Annotated in this window: 22 protein-coding genes and 1 riboswitch; of the genes, 13 read left to right on the forward strand and 9 right to left on the reverse strand. The window is 74.7% G+C overall.

The genetic code is table 11. From position 1 onward, the window contains the following. Positions 1-864 carry a helix-turn-helix domain-containing protein gene (locus tag OIM89_RS27705; RefSeq protein WP_175457339.1) on the reverse strand — a complete coding sequence of 288 codons (864 nt, stop codon included), beginning with the start codon at positions 862-864 and terminating at the stop codon, positions 1-3. Positions 865-1,115: 251 nt separating this feature from the next. Here OIM89_RS27705 and OIM89_RS27710 point away from each other — a divergent pair, with 251 nt between their 5' ends. Continuing rightward, positions 1,116-1,547: an ATP-binding protein gene (locus OIM89_RS27710; RefSeq protein WP_030695272.1), complete on the forward strand. Its 432-nt coding sequence runs from the start codon at positions 1,116-1,118 to the stop codon at positions 1,545-1,547. Positions 1,548-1,597: 50 nt separating this feature from the next. Here the strand turns inward: OIM89_RS27710 and OIM89_RS27715 are convergent, their stop codons facing one another. Together OIM89_RS27715 and OIM89_RS27720 are read right to left on the reverse strand one after the other, a co-directional pair. After that, positions 1,598-2,071 (reverse strand): C40 family peptidase, encoded by a 474-nt coding sequence (locus tag OIM89_RS27715; protein ID WP_257202548.1) that lies wholly within the window; start codon positions 2,069-2,071, stop codon positions 1,598-1,600. A gap of 3 nt (positions 2,072-2,074) precedes the next feature. Then, positions 2,075-2,245: riboswitch (cyclic di-AMP (ydaO/yuaA leader) on the reverse strand. 423 nt (positions 2,246-2,668) lie between these two features. Further along, complete coding sequence (locus tag OIM89_RS27720) at positions 2,669-3,295, reverse strand: ATP-dependent Clp protease proteolytic subunit (RefSeq protein ID WP_030695274.1); 627 nt, start codon at positions 3,293-3,295, stop codon at positions 2,669-2,671. 90 nt (positions 3,296-3,385) lie between these two features. On the opposite strand from OIM89_RS27720, the gene OIM89_RS27725 reads away from it, so the two are divergent. The 7 genes from OIM89_RS27725 to OIM89_RS27755 all read left to right on the forward strand — a co-directional run bounded on the left by OIM89_RS27725 (position 3,386) and on the right by OIM89_RS27755 (position 8,553). Further along, entirely contained in the window at positions 3,386-3,691 is a 306-nt protein-coding gene (locus OIM89_RS27725; RefSeq protein WP_030695275.1) for a type II toxin-antitoxin system Phd/YefM family antitoxin, read from the forward strand. A 301-nt stretch (positions 3,692-3,992) separates the two neighbouring features. Then, on the forward strand, positions 3,993-4,295 hold the full coding sequence (locus OIM89_RS27730) for an urease subunit gamma (protein WP_010639708.1): 303 nt from the start codon (positions 3,993-3,995) through the stop codon (positions 4,293-4,295). A 16-nt stretch (positions 4,296-4,311) separates the two neighbouring features. Beyond that, entirely contained in the window at positions 4,312-4,650 is a 339-nt protein-coding gene (locus OIM89_RS27735; RefSeq protein WP_047467715.1) for an urease subunit beta, read from the forward strand. Further along, positions 4,643-6,364, forward strand: a complete 1,722-nt coding sequence (locus OIM89_RS27740; RefSeq protein ID WP_030695277.1) for an urease subunit alpha — start codon at positions 4,643-4,645, stop codon at positions 6,362-6,364. Before OIM89_RS27735 ends, OIM89_RS27740 begins: the two co-directional genes overlap by 8 nt. A 10-nt stretch (positions 6,365-6,374) precedes the next feature. Continuing rightward, on the forward strand, positions 6,375-7,049 hold the full coding sequence (locus tag OIM89_RS27745; protein WP_030695278.1) for an urease accessory protein UreF: 675 nt from the start codon (positions 6,375-6,377) through the stop codon (positions 7,047-7,049). 41 nt (positions 7,050-7,090) lie between these two features. Continuing rightward, positions 7,091-7,780: an urease accessory protein UreG gene (gene ureG / locus OIM89_RS27750; protein ID WP_047467712.1), complete on the forward strand. Its 690-nt coding sequence runs from the start codon at positions 7,091-7,093 to the stop codon at positions 7,778-7,780. Beyond that, positions 7,777-8,553 carry an urease accessory protein UreD gene (locus OIM89_RS27755; protein WP_052231053.1) on the forward strand — a complete coding sequence of 259 codons (777 nt, stop codon included), beginning with the start codon at positions 7,777-7,779 and terminating at the stop codon, positions 8,551-8,553. The genes ureG and OIM89_RS27755 overlap by 4 nt, the downstream gene beginning before the upstream one ends. 15 nt (positions 8,554-8,568) lie before the next feature. Here the strand turns inward: OIM89_RS27755 and OIM89_RS27760 are convergent, their stop codons facing one another. The 3 genes from OIM89_RS27760 to OIM89_RS27770 all read right to left on the reverse strand — a co-directional run bounded on the left by OIM89_RS27760 (position 8,569) and on the right by OIM89_RS27770 (position 11,715). Continuing rightward, the gene (locus OIM89_RS27760) at positions 8,569-9,786 is read right to left on the reverse strand and encodes a GNAT family N-acetyltransferase (RefSeq protein ID WP_226964983.1); all 1,218 of its coding nucleotides are present in this window, start codon (positions 9,784-9,786) and stop codon (positions 8,569-8,571) included. Between the two features lie 115 nt (positions 9,787-9,901). Continuing rightward, positions 9,902-10,624 (reverse strand): lysophospholipid acyltransferase family protein, encoded by a 723-nt coding sequence (locus OIM89_RS27765; protein WP_030695282.1) that lies wholly within the window; start codon positions 10,622-10,624, stop codon positions 9,902-9,904. A gap of 122 nt (positions 10,625-10,746) precedes the next feature. Then, positions 10,747-11,715: a Rieske (2Fe-2S) protein gene (locus OIM89_RS27770; protein ID WP_264491703.1), complete on the reverse strand. Its 969-nt coding sequence runs from the start codon at positions 11,713-11,715 to the stop codon at positions 10,747-10,749. 229 nt (positions 11,716-11,944) lie between these two features. Here OIM89_RS27770 and OIM89_RS27775 point away from each other — a divergent pair, with 229 nt between their 5' ends. The 3 genes from OIM89_RS27775 (at position 11,945) to OIM89_RS27785 (ending at position 13,779) form a co-directional block, all read left to right on the forward strand. Then, positions 11,945-12,175: a DUF6480 family protein gene (locus OIM89_RS27775; RefSeq protein WP_030695284.1), complete on the forward strand. Its 231-nt coding sequence runs from the start codon at positions 11,945-11,947 to the stop codon at positions 12,173-12,175. 102 nt (positions 12,176-12,277) lie between these two features. Continuing rightward, a complete protein-coding gene (locus OIM89_RS27780; protein WP_264491704.1) occupies positions 12,278-12,862 on the forward strand; it encodes a cysteine hydrolase family protein in 585 nt (194 codons plus the stop codon). After that, on the forward strand, positions 12,859-13,779 hold the full coding sequence (locus OIM89_RS27785; protein WP_047467709.1) for a GlxA family transcriptional regulator: 921 nt from the start codon (positions 12,859-12,861) through the stop codon (positions 13,777-13,779). The genes OIM89_RS27780 and OIM89_RS27785 overlap by 4 nt, the downstream gene beginning before the upstream one ends. Positions 13,780-13,784: 5 nt before the next feature. On the opposite strand, the gene OIM89_RS27790 is transcribed toward OIM89_RS27785, so the two are convergent. From OIM89_RS27790 to pgm, 3 genes are all read right to left on the reverse strand, one after another. Continuing rightward, positions 13,785-14,567, reverse strand: a complete 783-nt coding sequence (locus tag OIM89_RS27790) for an SAM-dependent methyltransferase (RefSeq protein ID WP_264491705.1) — start codon at positions 14,565-14,567, stop codon at positions 13,785-13,787. A 160-nt stretch (positions 14,568-14,727) separates the two neighbouring features. Next, entirely contained in the window at positions 14,728-16,692 is a 1,965-nt protein-coding gene (locus OIM89_RS27795; protein ID WP_030695286.1) for an ABC transporter ATP-binding protein, read from the reverse strand. A 232-nt stretch (positions 16,693-16,924) separates the two neighbouring features. Then, positions 16,925-18,565: a phosphoglucomutase (alpha-D-glucose-1,6-bisphosphate-dependent) gene (pgm, locus tag OIM89_RS27800; protein ID WP_047467705.1), complete on the reverse strand. Its 1,641-nt coding sequence runs from the start codon at positions 18,563-18,565 to the stop codon at positions 16,925-16,927. A 137-nt stretch (positions 18,566-18,702) separates the two neighbouring features. On the opposite strand from pgm, the gene OIM89_RS27805 reads away from it, so the two are divergent. Beyond that, the gene (locus tag OIM89_RS27805; protein ID WP_264491706.1) at positions 18,703-19,467 is read left to right on the forward strand and encodes a uracil-DNA glycosylase; all 765 of its coding nucleotides are present in this window, start codon (positions 18,703-18,705) and stop codon (positions 19,465-19,467) included. A 350-nt stretch (positions 19,468-19,817) separates the two neighbouring features. Then, positions 19,818-20,777, forward strand: a complete 960-nt coding sequence (locus OIM89_RS27810; protein ID WP_264491707.1) for a TauD/TfdA dioxygenase family protein — start codon at positions 19,818-19,820, stop codon at positions 20,775-20,777. The last annotated feature ends 116 nt before the right edge of the window (positions 20,778-20,893 follow it).

The raw sequence follows: 20,893 nt of genomic DNA on the forward strand, positions 1-20,893 counted from the left end.
TTACGGGCCGTCGTCGTGCCTCTCGGCGAGGAGAAGCAGCGAGTCCTCTGCTGACAACGCCCGCGCCTGGAGGGAGGCGAAGGCGTCGGCGTATGCCGAGAGGTCTTCTTTCCGCTCCAGATAGAGACTACTCGTGAGGTGGTCAAGAACGACCAAATCCAGATCGTTCGTGTTCGGAAAAGAGAAGATAACGAAAGGGCCGGTGAGGCCGATGTGTTCACCGGAGGTGAACGGCAGCACCTGGAGCACGACATGGGGGAGTGCGGCCGCCTCCCGCAGCGCCGCCAGCTGGTCGCGCATCACCCCCGGGCCGCCGATCGTGCGGTGCAGCACCGACTCGTCGATCACCGCGCTCAGCTCCAGCGGCCGCTCGGCCCGCAGCACCTCCTGACGCGCCAGCCGCACCTCCACCAGCGCGTCCACCCGCGCCTGGTCCACCCCGGCCAGCGACGCCCGGGTCACCGCGCGGGCGTACCGCGGGGTCTGGAGCAGCCCCGGCACCACCGAGGTCTCCAGCGTCCGCATCCGCGTGGCCTGCGACTCCAGGCTGATGAAGTCCCGGTACTCCGGCGGCAGTACGCCCCGGTACCGGTGCCACCAGTGCCGGTGCTCGCCGTCCTGCTCGGTGCCGGCCAGCGCCACCAGCAGTTCGCGCAGCCTCGGCTCTCGTACGTCGTAGGCGTCGAGCAGGCGGCGCACGTCCTCGGGCTTCACCCCGCTGCGGGCGGTCTCGATCCGGCTCACCTTCGACTGGTGCCAGCCGAGCAGTCCGGCCGCCTGGCCGCTGGTGAGTCCGGCGCGGCCGCGCAGGGCCTTCAGCTCGGCTCCGAGTTTGCGCCGGCGCACGGCGGGTCCGTTCGGCATGCGCGTCTCCTTCCGGTGGCCGGTTCGGTGCGGGCGACGCCGCCCATGGCACACCCGGGGGAGGGGCCGGATACGGCCGCTCGTCGCAGAGTTCACCGCATCGAGCGACAGATATATGCATATCTTGGGGGATCGGCCTACGTGACGGACGACACAGTGGCAGTCTGACGTGGAGGCAACCGGTCCCGCCACGCCCCGAGTTCATCCGTCCAGGGGGCCGTGACCGGCTCCGAGGAAAGGGCGACGCAGCCATGGCAGACCACCACGAAGCAACCGTCACTCTGCCGAGCGATCCGGCCTCGGTCTCCGCCGCCCGCACCCACGTCCTGACCGTGCTCACCGAGTGGGGTCTCCCGGCGGACTCCGAGGCGGCGGACACCGTCCGCCTGATCATCTCGGAGCTGGTCACCAACGCCGTCCAGCACACCCAGGGCCATTCGCCGACCTTCACCGTCTCCATGGCGCTCGACCAGGACGAGCGGCTGCGGCTCGGTGTCACCGACAGCCACCCGCGGTGGCCCAGACGGCTCCCGGCGGCGGTCCAGGAGGACAACGGCCGGGGCATGGCCATCGTCCGCTGGCTCACCGCCGAACAGGGCGGCCGGTTCACGGTCGTCCCGACCCAGGAGGGCGGCAAGACCGTCCGCGTCGACCTGCCCTGGCCCGCCACCATCGGCGGCTGACCCGTCCGCCCGCGCCTCGGGGCACACGGGCCGGCCGCCGGCGGCGTCCGTCAGTTCACGCGCCCGTACCGCACGCTGCCGGTCCAGATCTTCTCCAGCCGCACCACCGCGCCGCTCTTGGGGGAGTGCCAGATCTTGCCGCTCCCGGCGTAGATGCCCACGTGGTAGACGCTGCCGCCGGAGTGGAAGAAGACCAGGTCGCCCTTGCGGCGGTTGGAGGCGGCGATCCGTTTGGTCCGGTTGTGCTGCTGCGCCGCCGTCCGTGGCAGCTTCTTCCCGGCCTTCTTGTACGAGTAGAGCGTCAGCCCCGAGCAGTCGAAGCTCCGGGGGCCGGTCGCGCCGTACCGGTAGGGCGAGCCCTTCTTCGAGGAGGCGATCTGGAGCGCCTTGGCGGCGTGGGTGGCCGCCGCCGCCTCGGGCGCGGCGCCGGGAGCGACCAGGTTGGTGCTCATCGCGGCGAGGGAGAGGGCCGAGACCGCTCCGGCCCGGGAGAGCAGGGACGGGACTCGATTCCGCTCAGTCATGCGTAACCCTTCGTCAGCCGCCTGTGAAGGATGACCTGTCGGGTTCGGGCCTGCGAAGTCGCCCGGCCGCCGTGGCGGCTTCACCCCAAGGGCCCTCGGAGTCCGTCACCGGTCTCCTGGGCCCGTCGTGCCTGGGTCCTCCACTCCTGCCGATCCACTCGGTGTCGACCTGTCGTCCGGACGGCGGCAGGGCTCGGCGTCCGCCCGGACCGCCCCGCCGCTGTGGCGGGGGCTTGTCGTCCTGACGGATCTTCACGTACGACGGCGGCGATTTCGGGGAGGAGCCGGCAGTTTGTGCGTTCGGTCTCCCCTGCCCTGTTCGAGTGGACCTGGTGGGGCGCCCGGGCGTGTCCCGGGCGGGAGGGAGCTCCGGACCAGCGGTGGAGCGGTGCGCGCGCAGACGCGGGCGGACCGCGGGCGCAACCCGGAGGGGCCGGGAGGAGGGCCCCGGAATACACCGTCCGGGGGTAGCCCGTACGGGCCGTTCCGGGCGTGGCGCGCCGGGCGGGCGGCCCGGTGTGCGCTCCGCCGGGCGGGGTGCGGCGCTCGGCGGGGGTGGGCGAGCGCGACGCTCCCCCGGCCCCCCGCCCCGGCGGGTCAGTTCCCGCCGGCCGGACCCTTACGGCTGCCCACCAGCTGGTCGGCGAGGCCGTACTCCACCGCCTGCCGGGCGTCGAGGTGCAGGTCCCGCTCGATGTCCTCGGCGACCTGGGCCCGGTCGCGGCCGGTGTGGCGGGCGAGCAGCTCCTCCAGGAGGGCGCGCATCCGCAGCAGTTCCTCCGCCTCGATGGCCAGGTCGCTGACCTGGCCCTGCACCGGCTCGGTCAGCGCGGGCTGGCGGATGACGGCCCGGGAGCCCGGCAGCATCAGCCGCTTGCCCGGCGCCCCGGCGGCGAGCAGGACGGCCGCCGCCGAGCCGGCCTGCCCGAGACAGGTGGTCGCCACGTCGCAGCGGACGTACTGGAGGGTGTCGTACAGCGCCGTCATCGCGCTGAAGGAGCCGCCGGGGGAGTTGATGTACAGCTGGATGTCCCGGTCGGGGTCGGCGTGTTCGAGGTGGAGGAACTGGGCCGTCACGTCGCTGACACTGGCCTCGTCCACCGGCGTGCCGAGGAAGACGATCCGCTCCGAGTAGAGCTTGCTGTACGGGTCCTGCGTCCGGCTCCCCTCCGAGGTGCGCTCGGTGAACTCGGGGAGGTGGTGACGGGCGGTGGCGCGCTGCATGGAGAACCCCATCTCGCTGGCGGCGCGGCGTCCATCGCCGTGCCATCTGTCAAAAATGTACAGGACGTACGTGACGCTAGAATGGGGGGTATGGCGTACGAGATTCCGGTGACGCAGGCCCGGGCTGAGCTGGCCGAGCTGATCAACCGCGTCGTCTACGGCGGCGAGCGGGTGGTCGTGACCCGTCACGGCAAGCCGCTGGTGGCCCTGGTCTCCGCCGCCGACCTGGAGCGGCTGGAGGCCGCCGCCGGCCAGGCCGCCGCCGAGGAGCCGGCGGACGGGGAGGAGATCATCAGCACCGTCTCCCGTCTCGGGAACGGCGACACCGGCGCCGGCTGGAGCGAGTCACGGCGGTACGGCCTGACCGCCGAGCACCGCGACCCCGGCGCCGGCTGACCGCACCCCCGGCACCTCGTTCCCCGTATACGGCCCGCCCCTGGCCGCCGCCTGTCGCGTCCGGGTCGGGGACTGTGCCGACGGCTGCTCCGTCCGGGCGTGACCCGCCGGTCCTTGACCCGCGAATTAACCATGCTTAACGCCGCCGAAACGCCCCCTCACTACTGTGCTTGCGCGGGGAACGGCCAGGTGCGGCCGACGAGCCGGTCCCCTCTCCAGCCCTCAGCCCCCGGCCGCCGCGCGCTCCGCGACGGCCCCTCAGATGCCGCCGCCGGGACGAGACCTGTGAGGTGTGCACGCGTTGCAACTGACCCCGCACGAGCAGGAGCGCCTGCTCATCCACGTGGCCGCCGACGTGGCCGAGAAGCGCCGGGCCCGCGGCCTCAGGCTCAACCACCCCGAGGCGGTCGCCCTCATCACCGCGCACCTCCTCGAAGGCGCCCGGGACGGGCGGGGCGTCGCCGAACTGATGGCCTCCGGCCGCCAGGTCCTCACCCGGGACGAGGTCATGGAGGGCGTGCCCGAGATGATCCACGACGTCCAGGTCGAGGCGACCTTCCCCGACGGGACCAAGCTCGTCACCGTCCACGACCCCATCGTCTGACCGGTCAGGAGCCGCCGTGATCCCCGGAGAGATCCTGTACGCCGACACGCCCGTCCTGGTCAACGAAGGGCGCCCGGTCACCGAACTGACCGTGCTCAACACCGCCGACCGGCCCGTCCAGGTCGGCTCCCACTACCACTTCGCCGAGGCCAACCCCGGGCTCGACTTCGACCGGGCCGCCGCCCAGGGCAAGCGCCTGGAGATCGCCGCCGGCACCGCCGTCCGCTTCGAACCAGGCATCCCCGTCGACGTGCGCCTCGTCCCGCTGGCCGGTGCCCGCGTCGTCCCCGGGCTGCGCGGCGCCGTCGCGGGCCCGCTCGACGCGGCCGACGAGAACGGAGCCACCCGTGACTGAGCTGTCCCGCGCCGCCTACGCCGACCTCTTCGGCCCCACCACCGGCGACCGCGTCCGGCTCGCCGACACCTCCCTGTTCGTCGAGATCGAGGAGGACCGCAGCGGCGGCCCCGGAGCCTCCGGCGACGAGGCGGTCTTCGGCGGCGGCAAGGTCATCCGCGAGTCGATGGGCCAGTCCCGCACCACCCGGGCCGAGGGCGCCCCTGACACCGTCATCACCGGCGTCGTCGTCCTCGACCACTGGGGGATCGTCAAGGCCGACGTCGGCGTCCGCGACGGGCGGATCACCGCGCTCGGCAAGGCCGGGAACCCGGACACCATGGACGGTGTCCACCCGGACCTGGTCATCGGCCCCGAGACCGAGATCGTCGCGGGCAACGGGAAGATCCTCACCGCCGGCGGCATCGACACCCACATCCACTTCATCAGCCCCGGCATCACCGACGAGGCGCTCTCCTCCGGCATCACCACCCTGGTCGGCGGCGGCACCGGACCGGCCGAGGGGACCAAGGCCACCACCATCACCCCGGGCGCCTGGCATCTGGCCCGGATGTTCGAGGCGATGGAGCACAGCCCGGTCAACGTCGGCTTCCTCGGCAAGGGCAACACCGTCTCCGCCGCCTCGATGCGCGACCAGGTCCGGGCCGGGGTGGTCGGGTTCAAGATCCACGAGGACTGGGGCGCGACGCCCGCCGCCATCAGCGCCTGCCTCGACGTCTGCGAGGAGTCCGGCGCCCAGCTCGCCATCCACACCGACACCCTCAACGAGGCCGGGTTCGTCGCCGACACCTTCGCCGCGATCGCCGGGCGCACCGTCCACGCCTTCCACGTCGAGGGCGCGGGCGGCGGCCACGCCCCCGACATGATCACCGCCGTCTCGCTGCCGCACATCCTGCCCAGCTCCACCAACCCGACCCGGCCGCACACCGTCAACACCGTCGAGGAGCACCTCGACATGCTGATGGTCTGCCACCATCTCAACGCCGCCGTCCCCGAGGACCTCGCCTTCGCCGAGTCCCGCATCCGGCCCAGCACCATCGCCGCCGAGGACGTCCTGCACGACCTCGGCGCCATCTCGATCATGTCGTCGGACTCGCAGGCCATGGGCCGGGTCGGCGAGGTGATCCTGCGGACCTGGCAGACCGCCCACGTGATGAAGAACCGCCGGGGCGCGCTGCCCGGCGACGGCGCCGCCGACAACCGCCGCGCCCGTCGCTATGTCGCCAAATACACCATCAACGCGGCCGTCGCCCAGGGCATCGACCACGAGGTCGGCTCCGTCGAACCCGGCAAACTCGCCGACCTCGTCCTCTGGGACCCCGCCTTCTTCGGCGTCAAGCCCCGCCTCGTCGTCAAGGGCGGCCAGATCGCCTGGGCCCAGATGGGCGACTCCAACGCCTCCATCCCCACCCCGCAGCCCGTGCTGCCCCGGCCCATGTACGGCGCGCTCGGCAAGGCACCCACCGCCAACTCCCTCAACTTCACCACCGCCACCGCCCTGGAGGACGGACTGGCCGAACGGCTCGGCCTCGGGCGCAAGTTCGCGGCCATCCGCTCCACCCGGGGCCTCACCAAGGCCGACATGCGGGAGAACGACGCCACGCCCCGGGTCGAGGTCGCCGCCGACTCCTTCGCCGTCACCATCGACGGCGAACTGGTCGAACCCGCCCCCGCCGCCGAACTGCCGCTCGCCCAGCGGTACTTCCTGTTCTGAGGAGCTGCCCATGAGCCGCGCGGCCCTGCTGGTCCTCGCCGACGGCCGCTTCCCGGCGGGGGGCCACGCCCACTCCGGCGGCGCCGAGGAGGCGGTGGGCGCCGGGCGGATCAGGGACGCCGGGGAGCTCGCCGCCTTCTGCCGGGGCCGCCTGCACACCGCCGGCCTGGTCGCCGCCGCCCTCGCCGCCGCGGCCGCGGGCGGCACCGACCCGCTCGCCCTGGACGAGGCCGCCGACGCCCGTACCCCCTCCCCGGCGCTGCGCACCGCCGCCCGCCGCCTGGGCCGGCAGCTGATGCGCGCGGCCCGGACGACCTGGCCCGATCCGGCGCTCGACGCGCTGGCCGCCGCCCGGCCGCGCGGCGCCCACCAGCCCGTCGTGCTCGGCCTGGCCGCCCGCGCCGCCGGACTCACCCCGCTCGACGCGGCCCACGCCGCCGCCTACGAGAGCGTCAGCGGCCCCGCCACCGCCACCGTCCGCCTGCTCTCCCTCGACCCCTTCGACGCCACCGCCGTCCTCGCCCGCCTCGCCCCCGAACTGGACCAGGTCGCCGCCCGCGCCACCGAGGCGGCCCGCCGCTGTGCCGCCGAGGGCCCCGGCGCCCTGCCCGCCGCCTCGGCGCCACTGCTGGAGATCGGCGCCGAGGCCCACGCGGCCCGCCCCGTACGCCTCTTCGCCTCCTGACCAGCGACGTCCGCCCGGTCGCACCCGAAACGGAGTACCCCGTGCACCTCGACCACGACACGCCCTTCCAGCCGCACCACACCCACAGCGCCGACCCCTACCGGCCCGACGGCACCCGGCGCGCCCTGCGGATCGGTCTCGGCGGGCCGGTCGGCTCCGGCAAGACCGCGACCGTCTCCGCGCTCTGCCGCGCGCTGCGCGACAGCTACGCGCTGGCCGTCGTCACCAACGACATCTACACCCGCGAGGACGCCGAGTTCCTGCTCCGCGAGGCCGTGCTGCCGCCCGAGCGGATCACCGCCGTGGAGACCGGGGCCTGCCCGCACACCGCGATCCGCGACGACATCTCCGCCAACCTGGAGGCCGTCGAGGACCTGGAGGAGAGCGTCGGCCCGCTCGACCTGGTCCTCGTCGAGTCCGGCGGCGACAACCTCACCGCCACCTTCTCCAAGGGGCTCGCCGACGCCCAGGTCTTCGTCATCGACGTGGCCGGCGGCGACGACATCCCGCGCAAGGGCGGGCCCGGCGTCACCACCGCCGACCTCCTCGTCGTCAACAAGACCGACCTCGCCGTGCACGTCGGCTCCGACCTCGCCCGGATGGCCGCCGACGCCAAGGAGCAGCGCGGCGAACTCCCGGTGATCCTCCAGTCGTTGCGCTCCGGCGAGGGCGTCGGGCCGGTCGCCGCCTGGGTACGCGAGCAGCTCACCGCCTGGCGGGCCACGGCGTGAGCGCCGGCGTCACCGCCCACGCCCGCGTCCGGGCCCGCCCCGACGGACGGGGCGGCACCGCCCTGCCCGTCCTCCAGGGCGACGGTCCGCTGGCGCTGCGCCGGGTGCGCGGCACCCCGGACGAGGCGGGCGTGCTGCTGGTCGGCGCCATGAGCGGCCCGCTCGGCGGCGACCGCCTGACCGTGACCGCCACCGCGGGCCCCGGCGCCCGGCTGCGGATCGGCTCGGCCGCCGCCACCCTCGCCCTGCCCGGACAGCGCGGCGGCCCCGCCGAGTACGGCGTACGGCTCGCGGTGGGACCCGGCGCCCGCCTGGTCTGGGCGCCGGAGCAGCTCATCTCGGCGGCCGGCAGTGACCTGCGGGTCACCACCCATGCCGAGGTCGAGGGCGACGGGCGGCTCGTCCTGCGCGAGGAGCAGATCCTCGGCCGGACCGGCGAGGCGACGGGCACCCTGACCAGCCGCCTGACGGTACGCCACGGCGGGCGCACCCTGCTCGACCAGGAACTCGCCTGCGGCCCAGGGGCCCCGGGCGGCTGGGACGGGCCCGCGGTGCTGGGCGGGCGGCGGGCGCTGGGTCAACTCGTCGTGGTCGACACCGCCTTCGCCGACAAGCCGCCCGGGCCGGCGCTCCTCGGCTCCCCAAAGACCGGTTCGGCCGCGCTCACCCCGCTGGCGGGACCGGGTGTGCTGGTCACCGCACTGGCCCCCGACGCCCGCCTCCTGCGGCGGCTGCTGGACGAGGCGGAGGCGGCGCTGGGGGCCGGCGGCTGAGGACGCCGTTGGACGTCAGAACCAGTGCAGGCAGTGCGGGGCGCGCTCGGTGCGGAAGAGGGTGTCGGCGAGGGCTGCGGCGCCCGGGTGGTGGGCCGTGACGTGTCCGGCCCGTACGAGGGTGCTCGGCGCGGTGCCGCCCAGGTAGAGGGAGCCCAGGTCGCGGATGTCCAGGGAGAGGTCGGGCGCGCGGCCGGTCGGGACGCAGCCGGCCTCGCCGTCCCGGACGGTCAGCAGGTACCGGCCGTGCTCGCCGAGGAAGGGGTCGTCCACGTCGAGAACGAGTTCGCCGTCGACGGACCAGCCCCGCGCGGTGAGCGCGCCCGGCACATCCAGGAGCCGCACCCAGAGCCAGTCGGTGACACCGCCCACCTCGGCGGCGCGGAAGTCCGCCAGCTGCCAGCGCAGCGGGTGGTCGGCCGGGACGTGCCGCAGGACCACCTTCGAGACGAGGTCGTGGCCGAGGACGTAGCGGACCAGGGCCGTGAACACGGCGTCGTCGGTGGTGATGATCTCGTCCACGGTCAGGGTGCCCGACTCGACCGCGTAACTGGCGTAGCCGTCCGGGGCGCCGTCGGCGTCCCGGTGGACGGCGAGGTAGCGCTGGGCCGGGGAGACGGGCGCCTGGCCCGCGCGCAGCTCCCACCAGAGATGCGGCCGGGAGAGCGCGCCGGGCTGGGCGCGCCGGTACCGGTCGTAGATCTCCTCCGGGAGGTCACCGCACCGGTCCCTGCGCAGTACCTCGACCGAGCCGGTCTCCGGCGAGGGGGCCGCACCGCGCGCCCGGGGGAGGGCGAGGGCGGCCTCGCGCCGCGTGAGGGTCAGCTTGGAGGTGTAGGTCGCCGGGCCGTAGCCGAAGCGGCCGTAGATCGGCGCCTCGGAGGAGAGCAGGACGCCGACCGACTCGCCGCGGGCCCGCAGGTCCGCGAGCTGCTGCCGCATCATCGCGCTGAGCACGCCCTGGCGCCGGTGGGTGGGCAGGACGCCGACGGCGGTCAGCCCGCCGGCCGGGACGACCGTCCCGCCGGGCAGGGTCAGTTCGAAGGAGTACGTGGCGGCGGTGCCTACGGGCCGCCCGTCCGCCGTAAAGGCCAGCAGACAGCGGTCCGTCTCCAGCGCCGACCACCACAGCCCGCCGCCGTCGACCGGGGGCTCCGGGAAGAGCCCGAAGGCCGCGTGGAGCGTGTCGACGAAGACGTCGAGGTCCTGGCCGGTCGCGGGACGTATCTGCATGGCTGGGGGTGCCTCCTCGGGATGCCGGACCCGCGTCGCGTGGTCCGCGGCCACAGTGCCGTGCCGACCCGTGGTGGGTGCAAGCGAATTTACGGCGGGGCCGACGCTGTTCCGCTCAGTTCCCGCGCCGGACCCCGGACCGCCTGCTCTCCTTGCGGCGCTGGTCCTCCTCGGCCTTGACCTCGGCCGCGTACCGGTCCACGTACTCCTGGCCGGAGAGGGCGAGGACGGCCGTCATGATCTCGTCGGTGACGGCGCGCAGCACGGCCTTCTCGTCGGCGAGCCCGGCGTGCCGGGAGAAGTCCAGCGGCTCCCCGAAGCGGATGCGGATGCGGCGCGGGCTCGGGAACTTCTGGCCGGGCGGCTGCGCCTCGAAGGTGCCGATCATGGCGCACGGGATCACCGGCACCCCGGCCCGCAGCGCCATCGCGGCCACCCCGACCTTGCCCTTGTAGAGCCGCCCGTCGTGCGAGCGGGTGCCCTCGGGGTAGATGCCGAGCAGTTCGCCCTTGCCGAGGACGCCGAGCCCCTCGCGGATCGCCGCCTGGCCCGCCTCGCGGCCCGAGCGGTCCACCGGGATCTGCCCGGCGCTGCGGAAGAAGGCGGCGGTCAGCCGCCCGCGCAGGCCGGGCCCGGTGAAGTACTCCGCCTTGGCCAGGAAGGTGATGCGGCGGCGCAGGATCGCCGGCATCAGGAAGTGGTCGGCGAAGGAGAGGTGGTTGCCCGCGACGATCGCCGCCCCCTCCTCCGGCACGTGTTCCAGCCCCTCGACGCGGGGCCGGAACATCAACCGCAGCAGCGGCCCCAGCAGGACGTATTTGAGCAGCTGGTAGAACACGGACGTACGCTCCCACACCGTCGGATCGGCTCTGGACGGCGGGGCGTTCGATGGTCGCACCGCGTCTCGAAGAAGCGAAGTCTAGGTCGCGGGAGGCCCGTCGGGGGAGAGGGCGGCGGAGGTCAGCGGTTGCGGGCCAGCGCCAGCCGGCTGCGGCGGGGGGTGCCGCGGCGCAGCCGTACCTCGACCTCGCCGTCGGTGACCCGTACGTCGAAGGCGGGCTGCGGGGCGGTGGCGGGGCCTTCGACGTTCCAGCCGTCGGAGAGGCGGAAGACGCTGCCGTGCCAGGGGCAGGTGACGCAGCCGTCACTGATCGTCCCCTCGGAGAGCGGGCCGCCGAGGTGGCTGCAGTGGTCGGCGATGACCGAGAGCGTGTCGTCGGCGTCCCGCACCACCAGGACCGCGAGGTCCTCGATCATCCGCCGCTCCGGCCGCCCCAGCGGGACGGTGGCCAGCTCGCCCAGGCTGTGCCAGCCGGGCGAGACCAGGTGCGGGAAGCTCTCGGTGTGGTTGGCGCCGGAGGCCTGGCGGAAGGCGAGGTGCCCGCCGATCGCCCCGCCCGCCCCGATCGCGGTGAGCCCGGCCAGCGCCAGCAACCGGCCGGTCTTCTCCCGGCCGATGAGCCGCGCGCCGAGCGAGCCCGCGTAGAAGACGACGCCGGCCTGGTTCAGCACGGCGTGCACGAGGCCGACCCGCAGTTGCTCCTTGTGCGTGTCCGCCCAGTCCACCCAGCCGGTGAGCGCCGCCGGTCCCGCCCCGGCCAGCCCCACCGCGATCAGCACCCGCGAGGGCACCTTCGCCCCCGGCACCAGGTCCAGGACGGCCGAGGAGAGCCAGGCGCCGACCGGGACCTGCACCATGACCGGGTGCACGGGGTGGCCGAGCCACTTGCCGTGCAGTGCGTCGCGGGCGGCGCGGGAGAGCGGCAACGCCTGCACGCCGCGCCGCAGGGGCCCGGCGACGGCGTCCAGGACGGAGGCGCGCTCCAGCCGGTCCATGGCGCGCAGCACCAGTCCGGGGCGCTCGTTCTTCGGCAGGGCGCGGCGCAGCGTCGAGCGGACCTGCGCCGTCGTCGTCTCCGCGGTGATCATGTGGGGCTCCCTCAGGGTCGGCTGCGGCGCCGGGCGGCCCCGGCGGGCGCCGGACCGGCCCCTGGCCGTCGCGCCCATCCTGGGACGGACCGCCGGGGCGCGCACGCCGGGCGGGCAGGCGCGGCACCTGCCCGGAGCGGTGCCGCAGGGGAGAAGGCCACGGATGGGGCGGGAGAGATTTCCGTGGCCGGGTGCGATGAGAGCAGGGCCGAATGGGTACAAACATCTCATGAGTGCACATGCGATCACCGCGAAGTCGCGCGTCACCCCCGGCATGAAGGGCGGTGGCGGGCCCCACCCGCAGGAGACACCCCCGGCGGAGGACGGTGTGGGAGGCACCGGACCCCGGGAGACCTGGAACCCCACCAAGGGCTGGGCCGCCGGGCCCCTCACGGCGATCGTCGTCGTCAGCCTGCTGATCGCCGGGTTCTTCCTCGCCTACGCCATCATCATCCTCTGACCCGGGGCCGGGAGAAGGCACTCAGGGCGTGACCGGATCGTTCCGGAGCGCGCCCCGATCGTGCCTGCCGCCGGGTGGTCCGCGCAGGCCACCCTGGTGCCCATGAACCGAGCCCTGATCGTCGTCGATGTCCAGGAATCCTTCCGCGCCCGGCCCGAGTGGAGCCGGATGGCCGACCCGGACATCGCCCGCTCCGTCGACCGCCTGGTGGCGCTCGCCCGCGACCGGGGCGACCTGGTCGTCCGCGTCCTGCACACCGAGCCCGGCACCGGCGACGTCTTCGACCCCGAGCGGGGCCACGTCCGCCCGCTCGCCGAACTCGCCCCCGCGCTGCCCGGCGAACCCGTCCTCACCAAGACCTCGCACAACTGCTTCACCAACACCCCCCTCCAGCGCCTGCTGACCGAGGCCGGCGTCACCGCGCTGACCGTCTGCGGCATCCGCACCGAGCAGTGCGTCGAGACCACCGCGCGGATCGGCAGCGACCTCGGGTACGCGATCACCTTCGTCACCGACGCCACCACCACCGACGGCGTCGGCGGGTTCAGCGCCGCCCAGGTCGTGGAGCGCACCGAGGCCGTGCTCCGCGACCGGTTCGCCCGGATCGCCACCGTCGCCGAACTGGAGGCGGAAAGAGCGGCCGAGCGCACCGCGGGCGCCGACGGGCTGGCAGTATCGGCCGGGTGACCCACGTCGTCCTCCTGCTGCTGCCCGGCGTCCACCTGCTCGACCTGGCCGGACCGGCCCAGGTCTTCAGCACCGCCACCGACTACGGGCACCCGTACCACCTCAGCTACGTCGCCGAGCGCGAGCAGGTCGTCAGCGCCCAGGGGCTGCCGCTCTCGGCCGCCACCGACTGGCCGCGCCTGGGCGCCGGTGACCTGCTGCTCGTCCCCGGCCGCCGCTCGCTCCGCCTGGGCGGCGGCCCCTGGTTCGGCCCGGAGGTGCAGGAGCGGCTGCGCGCCCACCACGCGGCGGGCGGGACGGTCGCCAGCGTCTGCTCGGGGGCCGGGGCGCTGGGCGAGGCCGGGCTGCTGGACGGGCGGCGCTGCACCACCCACCACGAGCTCCAGGACGAGCTGGCCGCCCGTCACCCCCGCGCCACCGTGGTCCGCGACGTCCTGTACACCACCGACGACCGGGTGGTCACCTCGGCGGGGATCGCCAGCGGCATCGACCTCGCCCTCCACCTGCTCGCCGAACGTCACGGCCCCGCACTCGCCGCCCGGGTGGCCCGCAGCATGGTCGTCCACGCCCGCCGCAACGGGCACGAGCCGCAGGCCAGCGTCATGCTCCGGCACCGCGCCCACCTCGACGACGCCGTCCACCGCACCCAGGACCTGATCGACGCCCGCTTCGCCGAACCCCTGCCGCTGGCCGACCTCGCCGACGCCGCCCGGGTCAGCCCCCGCACCCTGACCCGGCTCTTCGCCCGCGCCACAGGCGGTCTCACGCCGCTCCGCTACCAGCAGCAGCTACGGCTGGAGCACGCCCGCCACCTCATCGGCCAGGGCGCCCCGGCCGAGACCGCCGCCCGTGCCGTCGGCTTCAGCGACGCGCGGATGCTGCGCCGCCTGCGGCACCGGGAGGCGGTCCCCGCCTGAGCCCCTCACGGAACCCGCGCCACCCCCACGTAGAACCCGCTGCGCTCACTGACCGGCGCGGGCTCCTCCCGGTACCAGTCGGTCGCCGTCACCAGCCCCGGTTCCGCCAGCTCCAGCCCCGCGAAGAACGGCTTGACCTCGGCGCGGGTCCGCATCCGCAGCGGGATGGCGCCCTTCTTGTAGGCGTCCTTGGTGCTGTTCTCCAGTTCGGGGTGCTGGTCGGCGGTGCCGTGCGAGAGGACCAGCCAGCTCCCCGACGGCAGCGCGTCGACCAGCGCCCGCGTGACGCCGTACGGGTCGTCGGCGTCCGGGATGAAGTGGAGCAGGGCGATGAGCGACAGGGCGATCGGCCGGCCGAAGTCGAGGACCGACCGGGCGTGGGCCAGGATCGCCTCGGGGTCGCGGACGTCGGCCTGGATGTAGTCGGTGGCGCCCTCCTCGGTGCTGACCAGGAGGGCCTCGGCGTGGCGCAGCACGATCGGGTCGTTGTCCGCGTAGACCACCCGGGCCGAGGGGATGAGGGCCTGGACGATCTGGTGGAGGTTGGGCTCGGTGGGGATGCCGGTGCCGATGTCCAGGAACTGGTCGACGCCCTGCCCGGCCAGCCAGGCCGCCGCCCGGTGCATGAAGGCGCGGTTGCGCGCGGCGTTGCCCCGCGCCTCGGCCGGGAGCTTCTCCCCGACCTCCTGGTCGACGAGGTAGTGGTCCTTGCCGCCGAGAAGCCAGTCGTAGACGCGGGCCGGGTGCGGCCGGCTGGTGTCGATCACGGGCTTGGGCGTTGCCGTCATGGGCTGCTCCGGTGGGGCTCGGAGGTATGGGAGGCGGTACCGGCCGGACGCCGGCCCGGCCACCGGTGCGCCCCTGAGGGCCGCTCAACTCCCTTGCGTGCCACGCCAGGTGCGTCACGGCCGGCCAGGTGGGCCCCGGTCAGCCGGATTATGTCATCGCTCACCTGCTCGATTCGGCAGGGGCGGACGGCGCCGCCGGTCCGCCCCGGCGGGGGAGCGGCAGCACCCCCGCGCTCTGCGGGCCCGGCCCGTACTGCGCGGCCTGGGCCGCGTACATCGCGGCGTACCGGCCGCCCGCCGCGAGGAGCTGGTCGTGGGTGCCCTCCTCGGCGACCCGGCCGCCGTCCAGCACGTAGATCCGGTCGGCCCGGCGGACCGCCGCCATCCGGTGGGTCACCAGCACCACCGCGCGGTCGGGCCCCGCCAGCCCCCGGATGCGGTCGAAGGCGGCGATCTCCGCCTCCGGGTCCAGCGCCGAGGTCGGCTCGTCCACCAGCAGGAAACGGGCGTCGCGGTACTCGGCCCTCGCCAGGCCGATGCGCTGCCACTGGCCGCCGGAGAGGTCGCTGCCGCCCTTGAAGACCCGCGACAGCAGCGTGTCGAGGCCGCGCGGCAGCCCGTCGACCAGGGGGCCCGCGCCGGCCGCCCGGGCAGCCTCGTGGACCGTCGCCGGGTCGCCCGGCCGGTCCGGGGCGCCGATCCGGATGTTGGTCCCGGCCGTCATCGGCCACCGCTCGAAGTCCTGGGTGACCAGGCCGACCTGGGCGAAGACCTGGGCGCGGTCGGCCTCGCGCAGATCCACCCCGTCCCACAGCACCCGGCCCGAGGCCGGCAACAGGAGGCCCGCGAGGAGCTTCATCAGGGTCGACTTGCCCGCGCCGTTCTCCCCGACCACCGCCGTCACCTCGCCGGTCCGCACCCGCAGCGACACCCCGTCGAGCACCGGCTCCGCCCGGTCCGGATAGCCGAACCGCACCTCCTCGAAGCGTACTTCCGCCACCTTCCCGGGTAGCGCCGCCCCGCCCACCGGAATGGCGCGCTCCGCGGCCCGCGCCACGCAGTTCTCCAGGTCGGCGACGTACAGCGACTCCTCGGTCAGGTTGTTGAGGTTCACCACCAGCGCCCCCAGCGTCGCCGAGCCGGTGCGGATCGCCACCACCGCCGTGCCCGCCACCGCCAGATCGACCCGCCCCGACACCACCAGCAGCCCCAGCGCCACCCAGGTCACCAGCATCGCCAGCCCCGAGAGCGCGGCCGCCGCCAGCTCCGTCCCCGCCCGCTCCCGCGCCAGCCTCGCCTGCTCCGCCTCGGCGTTGGCCGCCATCGCGCGGAAGTGGCGCAGGAGGAACGCGCCCGCCCCGTGCACCCGGATCTCCGGCGCCGACTCCCGCGAGGTCAGGTGACGGCCGATCAGGCTGCTGGCCCTGCGGTGCTCCACCCAGAGCATCACCGAGGCGTACCGGCGCTGTGTCACCCGCATCGCGCCCCAGCCGCGCGGGGCCGCGATCAGCACCAGCATCGGCAGCAGCACCGGGTGCAGGACGGTCAGCACGCCCGCCGCCGCCAGCAGCGACAGCAGGCTGTTCACCGTGGAGACGCCCTGCCCCACCATCCGCCGGGCCGAGGAGGCGCCCAGGTCGGCGACGTCGATCAGCCGCCGGAACTCGCCGTCCTCCACCGCCTCCAGCTCCACCGCCACGACCGCGCTCAGATAGCGCTCGTTGGCGGTCCGCTCCACCTTCGGTTCCAGCCGGCCCGTCGCCGCCGTCGACAGCGAGGCGAGCAGCGCCCCGACGACTGCCACCGCCCCGCCCGCCACCAGCGCCGGCAGCGCGCCGTGCAGCCGGTCGGCCACCTCACCCGTGCCGAGGAGCGCCCCCAGCACCTGGTTGACCAGGACCAGCCCCACCGCCGCCGCGGCGCCCTGCCCCACCTCGGCCGCGCCCACCGTCCACAGCGCCCGCCGGTCGGCGCGCGCCGCCAGCCGCAGCGTGCCCGCGACCATGCTGGGGAAGGCCCGCAGCGTGGCCGCCAGGGTCTGCCCCTCGAAGGCGTACTCGTGGCGGGACCACCCCGTGTCGTACCGCAGCGGGCCGCCGAACAGCTCCTCCTCCGAGGCCGACACCCGCTGTCGGCCCGTCTCCTCGTCCTTCGGGGCCCGCTTCCTCCCCGGCCACCTCACCGCGACACCCCGTCCCCGCACGCACCCGCCACCGCGTCTCCCCTCGCCGACCCACCGGACGGGCACACCCTCCCCGCCCCGCCCGCCGGTTACGCGCCGCGCTCCCCGTGCGACCTCGGTGTGCCCCCGGGCGCCCCCTCGCGCGGGAGGGGGCGCCCGCGGGACCGGGGGTAGGTCAGCCGTCCAGGGCCGCCCGCACCACGGCCTTCGCCTCGTCCTGGACCTCGGCGAGGTGCTGCTCGCCGAGGAACGACTCGGCGTAGATCTTGTACACGTCCTCGGTCCCCGAGGGCCGGGCGGCGAACCAGGCGTCGGCCGTCGTCACCTTGATGCCGCCGATCGGCGCGCCGTTGCCCGGGGCCTCGGTGAGCACCCCGGTGACCGGCTGCCCGGCCAGCGTGTCCGCCGTGACCTGCTCCGGCGAGAGCCGCGCGAGGACCGCCTTCTCCTCGCGGGTGGCCGGCGCGTCGATCCGCGCGTAGGCCGGGGCGCCGAACCGCGAGGTCAGCTCCGCGTACCGCTCGGAGGGGCTGCTGCCGGTCACCGCGAGGATCTCCGAGGCGAGCAGCGCCAGGATGATGCCGTCCTTGTCGGTGGTCCACACCGAACCGTCCCGGCGCAGGAAGGAGGCGCCCGCCGACTCCTCCCCACCGAAGCCGAGCGAACCGTCGAGCAGCCCGTCCACGAACCACTTGAAGCCGACCGGCACCTCGACCAGCTCACGGCCGAGATCGGCGGCGACCCGGTCGATCATCGACGAGGAGACCAGGGTCTTGCCGACGCCGGTGGCGGCCGGCCACCGCTCGCGGTGCTCGAAGAGGTAGCCGATCGCCACCGCCAGGTAGTGGTTGGGGTTCATCAGCCCGCCGTCCGGCGTGACGATGCCGTGCCGGTCGGCGTCGGCGTCGTTCCCCGTGGCGATGGCGAACCGGTCGCGCCCCTCGATCAGCGAGGCCATCGCGTACGGCGACGAGCAGTCCATGCGGATCTTGCCGTCCCAGTCCAGCGTCATGAACGACCAGGCGGGATCGGTGCGCGGATTGACCACCGTCAGGTCCAGCCCGTACTGCTCGGCGATCCGCCCCCAGTACCCCACCGAGGCGCCGCCCAGCGGGTCCGCCCCGATCCGCACCCCCGCCTTGCGCACCGCCGCCAGGTCCACCACCGACTCCAGGGCGTCGGCGTACTGGCTGAGGAAGTCGTGCCGGCCCGTCGTCGGCGCCGCCAGCGCCCGCTCCCACGGAACGCGCCGGACCTCCTTCAGCCCGCCCGCGATGATCTCGTTGGCCCGGTCCTGAATCCACCGGGTCGCCTCGCCCGCCGCCGGTCCGCCGCTCGGCGGGTTGTACTTGAACCCGCCGTCGGTGGGCGGGTTGTGCGAGGGCGTGACCACCACCCCGTCGGCCAGGTGCCCGGTGCGCCCCCGGTTGTACTCCAGGATCGCCAGCGACACCGCGGGCGTCGGCGTGTACCCGTCGTTCAGGTCCAGGAGCACCCGCACCTCGTTGGCGGCGAAGACCTCGACGGCCGTCACCCGGGCCGGCTCCGACAGCGCGTGCGTGTCGGCGCCCAGGTAGAGCGGCCCGTCGGTGCCCTGGAGCGCCCGGTACTCGCAGATGGCCTGGCTGGTGGCGGCGATGTGCGCCTCGTTGAACGCCGAGGCCAGCGAGGAACCCCGGTGGCCCGAGGTGCCGAACGTGACCTGCTGAGCCGGGTCCTCGGGGTCGGGCCGCAGCGCGTAATAGGCCGTCACCAGCCGGGGTACGTCGACCAGATCCTCGGGCCGTGCCGCCTCGCCCGCACGCTCGTGGGCCATCCGCGTTCTCCTTCTGCTCGTCCGACCATGGTCCGCCGCCATCTTCGCCGCTCGGCGCGTCCGCCGCGAGTACACCCCGCCCCGGGACGGGCCCCGCCGCGCCGCGCCCCGCCCGGCTCCCGCCGTACGGTGGCCGCATGCCACACCCCGCCGCCCCCGACCCGGACGACGACCGCGACTACCCCGCGCTCCGCGCCCCCGGCGCCCAGGACCTGGAGATCCTGGACGCCCGGCTGATCGACTGCCGGGCCTGCCCCCGGCTGGTGGCCTGGCGCGAGGAGGTGGGCCGGGTGCGCCGGGCCGCGTACCGCGACGAGACGTACTGGGCCCGGCCCGTCCCCGGCTTCGGGCCGGCCGACGCCTCCCTCGCCGTCATCGGGCTCGCCCCCGCCGCGCACGGCGGCAACCGCACCGGGCGCCTGTTCACCGGCGACCCCACCAGCGACTTCCTCTTCGCCGCCCTGCACGCCGCGGGCCTGGCCGCGCTGCCGTACTCCCACAGCCGCGACGACGGCCAGCGGCTGTACGGCACCCGGCTCGTCTCGCCGGTCCACTGCGTCCCGCCCGACAACCGCCCCACCCCCGCCGAACGCGACACCTGCCGTCCCTGGATGGCCCGCGAACTCGACCTGCTCGGCCCCGCCCTGCGCGCCGCCGTCGTCCTCGGCGGCTTCGGCTGGCAGGCCCTGATGCCCGTCCTCACCGCCGCCGGGTACGTCCTGCCCAGGCCCCGCCCGGTCTTCGGCCACGGCGCCCACGCCCGGATCGAGGGCCCGGACGGCCCGCTCGACCTCCTCGGCTGCTATCACCCGAGCCCCCGCAACACCTCCACCAAACGCCTCACCCTGGAGATGGCCACCGAGGTCTTCCGCCGCGCCGCCCGCCTGGGGGGTGTCCCCTGACACCCCCTGATCCCGGCCCACCGGCTGAGACCCCCTGCCGCCCGCCCGGGGCCCTGCGGTACGGTGCGGCCATGCAGCAGCATCCCCGACTCCGCACCCAGGACGCGCCGTTCCGCGCCTCCTGCGCGCGCGGTGTACGTCGCGGGCTCACCCCGCTGCACCGTCGTGGCCGGGTGGGTTCGCCCCCGGCCCCTTCCTGTAGCTGATCCCGGCACCCCCGCCGCGGCCAGGAAGCCCGCCCCGGACCCGTGCGTCCGCGAGGCCCGCCACCCTTTCCTCCCGCGCGGGACCGGTACCGCCCCGTCACGCCGCGCGCCCGCGCGCGGCTCCGAGCAGAGGGAGACCGACCGATGAGCATCACCGCGGAACCGACCAGCACGACGACCACCACCCCGCCCGCCCGCCCGCTCCTGCGCGACCACCGCATCCCCGCCGACGGCGTCCACGAGGGCCCCCGTCTTCTGCGGCGCCTCGCCGAGGGCGACGGGGACCGGCCGTACGAGCGGTTCACCCTCGTCCCGCAAGGCCCCCTCATCGGCGCCGAGATCCGCGGGCTCGACCTCTCCCGGCCGCTCACCGAAGCCGTCCGCGCCGAACTCGACCGGGCCCTGCTGGAGTGGAAGGTGCTCTTCTTCCGCGGCCAGCACCTCACCTCCGCCGCCCAGCGCGACTTCGCCCGGAACTGGGGCGAGCTGGAGACCAACCCGCTGCTCGCCACCGGCGACGCCGAGGAGGTGGTCCGCTTCGACCGCAGCCAGGTCCCCACCTTCGAGAACGTCTGGCACACCGACACCACCTTCCGCGAGAACCCCGCCCTCGGCGCCGTCCTCCAGCTCCGCGAGGTCCCCCCGTACGGCGGCGACACCCTCTGGGCCGACATGGCCGCCGCCTACGACAACCTGCCCGAGGAGGTGCGGGAGCGGATCGAGGGGCTGCGCGCCGTCCACGACTACCTTCCCGGCTTCGCCCGCTTCACCTCCGCCGAGCACCTCGCCGCCTTCCAGTCCACCTTCCCGCCCGTCGAACACCCCGTGGTCCGCCGCCATCCGGTGACCGGCCGCCGCACCCTCTTCGTCAACACCTCCTTCACCACCCGCGTCACCGGCCTCCCCCAGGAGGAGAGCGACCGGCTGCTGCGCCTCCTCTTCCAGCAGGCCCACGTCCCCGAGTACCAGGTCCGCTTCCACTGGCGCGCCGGTGACGTGGCCTTCTGGGACAACCGGGCCACCCAGCACTACGCCGCCGGCGACTACGCGGGCCACCGCCGCGTCGCCGAACGCGTCGCCATCGTCGGCGACCGCCCCCACTGAGCCGGCTGACCAGCCCGGAGCCGCCCCTCGCACGCCCCGCCCGGCGCGAAGAATCGCCGCACCCCCACTAGGGTGCGACGAGGGGGCGGCCCCCCGGCCGCACCGTCCGACACACA

The organism is Streptomyces sp. BI87, from assembly GCF_025957665.1.
Lineage (GTDB): Bacteria > Actinomycetota > Actinomycetes > Streptomycetales > Streptomycetaceae > Streptomyces > Streptomyces albidoflavus.